The following is a 5,174-nucleotide window of genomic DNA, read 5'->3' as shown; positions in this document are numbered from 1 at the left end:
TTCGACCGCCACCACGGTCGTCGGCACGCCGACCTGTGCAGGATCGACCTGATGCAGGTCGATCGATTCCGACAGGCGCAGCCAGGCGGTCGCATCGAAACGTTCGACGAATCGTGCGCCGGCGGCGTCGAGATAGTCTTCGGCCGCCACCCGCACCTGGCCATTGCAGATTTGCGCCGGTGCATTAAAGCGTTCACCGAACTCCTCCGGCGTGCGGTAGCTCAGCATCGCGAATTGCCGGGCCAGCGACAGCCCCTGCGCGTCCATGCATTGCAAGCGCCCCAGTGCCACCGCCTTGCGCTGCAACGCGCGCCAGGCCGCCGCATAGGGATGCGGCTTGTGTGCGCCGCTGACCGCCACCAGCTTGCGCAGTCGCTGCGGGTGCCGCACCGCCAACTGCAGCCCCACCAGCGCACCGTAGGAATAGCCCACCCAGCTTGCCAAGGTGTCGATCCCGAGCGCATCCAGCAGCAGGGTCACGGCATCGGCCTGGTCGGCGGTGTCGATGGGCGCATCAATGCTGCCATCCGCGCCGATGTAATCGAAGGCCAGCACCCGCAAACGGGACGGATCCAGGGCATGGCCCGGGTCCAGCAATCCCTGCGCCCAGCCCGGTTCCTGCGCCAAGGCATTGGCGGCGACGTGGCGATGGGCGGAAATGCCGCCAGCCACGAACACCACCGGCGCACCCTCCGGGCCGACCAATTCGTAGTTCAGGCGCAGCCGACGGGTACCGGCGTGACGGGTGGCCAGCACCGCATCGACCGCCCCGCGCCGGACTTCGGCCTCGACAATCCGCACCGGACGCATCGCGCCCGCAGCCCGGGGAAGGGGTTGGCTGTTGGCGTCGATGCGTTCGGCAAGGTTCACGGCGATGCTCCGGTGCGGAAGGGCCAGCAAGACCGGGAGCCGTCGTGCACCGAAGCATGGCGTGCCATGCCGCATGGCATGACCACACCCATCTTTCGGAAGACTGCAGTCTCCGCAGGATTTGGCACCTTGGCGACGATCGCGTTGCGCGAACCGCCTCCCGGTTGCCCCGGCATCGAAGGGCCTGTCCCTCCGCCGGTCTTGATGGATGCGGCCAGTGTGCCTGTTGATTCACAGATTGTCAATCGCTTTATACGCATGAAGCGATGGCATATTCAGTCATGCCTTCCCGGCTACGGCATACTGGCCGCATGCGCCAGCTGCTTCTCGCAACCTGCCTGCTCCTGTGCGTCGCACCGGCGGCCCCTGCCCGCGATCCACCGCCAACCACGACGCGTGACGCCGTCGCTAGGCTTCGGATCGTCGCCGTCGATGGCGGCTTCGAGGCCTGGGCCGACAACCTGCTGCCCGGCCCGGTTGAAGTCCGGCTCGATGTCGCCAGTGGCGCCCGCCCACAGGCCGAGCCCGCGCTGCCGGCGCGCGCCAGCGTGCCTGCAGGCAGCAGCGTCCTGCTCACCCGGCTGCGCCCGCCGCCGGCCCGCGAAGGCAGGATGCAGCTGCGTCTGAACGGCGTGCCCGGCAGCAGCAATGCCAAGCCGCGCGACATCACCTACCTGCTGCCGCTGCGGCTGGACGCGGCGCGCATCGACCAGGGCTTTGACGGCCGTTTCAGCCACGACAGCGACGAGAACCGCTACGCGCTCGACATTGCCGCGCCGGTCGGCACCCCGGTGCTGGCCGCACGCAGCGGCATCGTACTGCAGGTGGAAACCGGCTTTCGCGAACATGGCACCGATGCGGCACGCGACGCCGCACGCGCCAATTACATCCGCATCCTGCACGACGACGGCAGCATGGCGCTGTACGGACACCTCGCCCCCGCCGGCGCGCAGGTCGTGCCGGGCCAGCGGGTTGAAGCCGGCGAGCGCATCGGCAGCTCCGGCAATACCGGCTACAGCACCGCCCCGCACCTGCACTTCGTGGTCCAGGTCAATCGCGGCGGGCGGCTGGTGTCGATTGCGTTTCGGATGCAGGGGGTGCCGCTTGCCCACGCATCGGGGATGCGCTGACCAGGTGATTCGCAGCGTTGTCAGCGCACTGCCAACTAACAGTCGTAAATTGTTCCATCGGCCTTGACGATGTAACGCGCATCACCGGCATCCACGAACAACGACGTCAACCAACTCCAGAAATCACTCGACACGCTCTCCGTCGAAGGGGTGCTTGCGGAAGCCTCCATCATGGACGACGCGAACACCAACATCGCAAGCAATACGACCTTCTTCATTCCATATCCTTTGGTTGTCGAAAACGGTCGCGGAGCATATCACCGCTATCGATTTGCTTCGCTACGACCGCTTACTCGAGCCTGCCGCCGGCACGCACTGTTTCGGCAAACGCGCGATTGCGCTTGCTACGCTCGTGGTCCGGCCCCAGCTTGGCATCCAACAGCGGCTGGGCTGCGGCAAACGCCGCCAACGCGTCCTCGCGCCTGCCGGCGCGGCCAAGCACACGGCCGTAATTGCTGCGATAAATGGCCATCATCGGGTTGTCCGCCGCACCCAGCAGGGTTGGGCCATCGGCCAGCACCGAACGCATCAGCGCAATGGCCTCGTCGTAACGGCCGCGGCGGGACAGCAACAGGGCCAAGTCGTTGCGAGCGATCAGCAGCAGCGGATTGTGCTTGCCGTTCAGGGCCACCAGCAGGTCGCGCAACTGCGCTTCGGATTCGTCCAGCTTGCCGAGATCTTCCAGCACATAGGCACGATTGTGTTCGGCCCCCAAGGTCAGGGAAGCATCGGGACCGAGCCGTTCGCGGGTGGAACTGACCAGTTCATTCAGCAAGGGCTCGACCTCCTGCAGGCGACCTTGCTGGACCAGGATCACCACCAGATTGTTGAGCGTGGTCAACGTGGACGGATGAATATTGCCCAAGCTCTTGCGCCGCGCGGCCAGCACAGCGCGGGTGATGGTTTCCGCCTCCTTGGTACGGCCAAGCTGCTGCTGGACGGCACCCAGCAGGTTGTAGCTGTACAGGGTCAGTGGGTGTTCGGCACCGAAGCGCTTGCTGCGGCCCTGCCAAGCTTGCCGCGCCAGCGGCTCGGCGGCAGCCGCATCGCCACTGGCAAACACCGTCGATGCGTGATTGTGCAACGCCGCCAGCGTATCCGGCGTGTTGGCCCCCTGGGTCTTGCGGGCCAATTCGTAGATGGAGCCGGAGATTGTCCGCGCATCCTCGGGACGTTGCGCGTTGCCCAGCAAGGTCACCAAAGCGGTGCCGACCTCGATCTGCAGCTTGGCATTGTTCTGGGTTTTCGCGATGGCGAAAATCCGCCTCAGCTCGGCCTCCCCCGCATCGACCTGACCGATGCCACCACGCGCCAGCGCCTCGTTGGCTGCCGCGCTCAGGGTTTCCGCTGCATTCGGGCCATTGCGCCGCAGCGACAGCGCATGCGCCTGCTTGAAGCGCTGATAGGCGCGCTCGGACTCGCCCAGGTGCAGCAAAGCGCCGCCGATGGTGGTGGCCAGGATCTGCCGTACCTCGGGTGGTAGCTTGGCACCCTGATTCCCGAAATCTCGGTCGGTCGCCTGCAGCCATTCGCGCAGGCTGATGTCGGAGCTCTCGCCTTCGTCGGGGTCGGCGGATTGCAGCATGGTGTTGAGGAAGCCGTTCACCGCCGCCAGCTGCTGCGCCCGCGCCTGTGATTCGGCCAAGGCCGCGCGGGCACGTTGCGCCGCCAGGGTGCTGATGACGGTCGCCGATACCAGCGAGATGAAGATCACCGCCACCGCCGCGCTCAATGCGCGGTTTCGGCGGATGAAGCGGCCGCTGCGGTAGGTCCAGGTGGGCGCGCGCGCCTTGATCGGGCGCGAGGCCAGCACCGCTTCCAGGTCATCGGCGAAGGCCGCCGCCGTTTCGTAGCGCTGCGCCGGTTCGGATGCCAGCGCCTTCATCACCACCAGGCTGAGGTCGCCGCGCGCGGCGCGGTTGACGCGCCCGAGCGGGGTCGGCTCCTCGCGGCGCACGATCATCAGCGCCTCGATCAGCGAGGAGGTGGACAGCCCCGGATGCGGCAAGCGGCCCGCCAGCAGCTCGTAGCCGATCGCCCCCAGCGCATACACGTCGCTGCGCGCATCGGCTTCGTTGGCATGGCCTTCCAGCTGTTCCGGCGCCATGTACGGCAGCGAGCCCATCACCTGGCCGGCGCGGGTCATCCCGGCCTCGGCCTCGTCCTGCAGGCGGGCGATGCCGAAATCGAGGATCTTCGGCTGGCCGTGTTCATCGACGAGGATGTTCGACGGCTTCAGGTCGCGATGGATGATCCCGCGCCGATGCGCGTAGTCCACCGCCTGCGCCAGCTTGACCAACAGATCGACCCGAGCGTGCAGGTCCGGCTGCGCACGTTCCAGATAGCCGCGCAAATCGGGGCCACGCACATATTCCAGCGCGAACCACGGCGACGGCAGCCCGCCCACCGTGTCCTCGCCGGCCGCGTACAGGCGCACGATGCCGGGATGCTCGAGCTGGCCGAGGATGGTGATTTCTCGGCGGAAGCGATCCAGCGCGGATGAAGAGATCCCGCGCACCACCTTGATCGCCACATCACGCGATGGATGGCTCTCATGGCCGAGGTAGACCCGGCCCATCGCACCTTCGCCCAGCAAACCGAGGACGCGGTACGGGCCGATGGTCTCCGGCAATCCTGCTGCGACTTGCGCCGTCTCGTCGAGGGCGTGGGTGGGGTCGTCGTGCATCGCGTGGGCCGTCTCCGTTCGTCCCGGCCATCCTGCCCTCGCCGGTATAATCGCGCAATGTCAGAAGTTGCCACAGAAGCTGCGCGTCGTCGCACATTCGCCATCATTTCCCACCCCGACGCCGGCAAGACCACGCTGACCGAAAAGCTGCTGCTGTTCGGCGGCGCGATCCAGATGGCCGGCTCGGTCAAGGGCCGCAAGGCCGCCCGCCACGCCACCTCCGACTGGATGGCGCTGGAAAAGGAGCGCGGGATTTCGGTGACGAGTTCGGTGATGCAGTTCCCCTACGAGGGCCGCATCGTCAACCTGCTGGACACCCCCGGCCACGCCGATTTCGGCGAGGACACCTATCGCGTGCTCACCGCCGTCGATTCCGCGCTGATGGTGATCGACGTCGCCAAGGGCGTGGAAGAACGCACCATCAAGTTGATGGAAGTCTGCCGCCTGCGCGACACCCCGATCATGACCTTCGTCAACAAGCTCGACCG

The 5,174-nt window shown here is 66.6% G+C and carries 5 protein-coding genes and 1 riboswitch; of the genes, 2 read left to right on the top strand and 3 right to left on the bottom strand.

Annotated features, from left to right (window positions below):
* A partial coding sequence (locus tag IT472_RS12045; protein WP_297181860.1) for a homoserine O-succinyltransferase occupies window positions 1-870 on the bottom strand: 870 nt, incomplete at its 3' end.
* An 85-nt stretch (window positions 871-955) separates the two neighbouring features.
* Window positions 956-1,081: riboswitch (SAM riboswitch) on the bottom strand.
* 100 nt (window positions 1,082-1,181) lie between these two features.
* Between IT472_RS12045 and IT472_RS12040 the strand changes: the two genes are divergently transcribed.
* Window positions 1,182-2,000, top strand: a complete 819-nt coding sequence (locus tag IT472_RS12040; RefSeq protein ID WP_297181858.1) for a M23 family metallopeptidase — start codon at window positions 1,182-1,184, stop codon at window positions 1,998-2,000.
* 35 nt (window positions 2,001-2,035) lie between these two features.
* Here IT472_RS12040 and IT472_RS12035 read toward each other — a convergent pair whose 3' ends face one another.
* Window positions 2,036-2,218 (bottom strand): hypothetical protein, encoded by a 183-nt coding sequence (locus IT472_RS12035; protein WP_297181855.1) that lies wholly within the window; start codon window positions 2,216-2,218, stop codon window positions 2,036-2,038.
* 71 nt (window positions 2,219-2,289) lie between these two features.
* Window positions 2,290-4,686 (bottom strand): serine/threonine-protein kinase, encoded by a 2,397-nt coding sequence (locus IT472_RS12030; RefSeq protein ID WP_297181853.1) that lies wholly within the window; start codon window positions 4,684-4,686, stop codon window positions 2,290-2,292.
* A gap of 57 nt (window positions 4,687-4,743) precedes the next feature.
* Here IT472_RS12030 and IT472_RS12025 point away from each other — a divergent pair.
* Window positions 4,744-5,174 (top strand): GTP-binding protein (locus IT472_RS12025; RefSeq protein WP_297181851.1); only part of this gene is annotated, 431 nt, incomplete at its 3' end.

Source organism: Thermomonas sp. (assembly GCF_020850895.1).
In the GTDB taxonomy this organism is placed as follows: Bacteria; Pseudomonadota; Gammaproteobacteria; order Xanthomonadales; family Xanthomonadaceae; genus Thermomonas.
The sequence above is the reverse complement of the archived record's forward strand: the minus strand, read 5'-3'. Positions and strand labels throughout refer to the sequence as shown.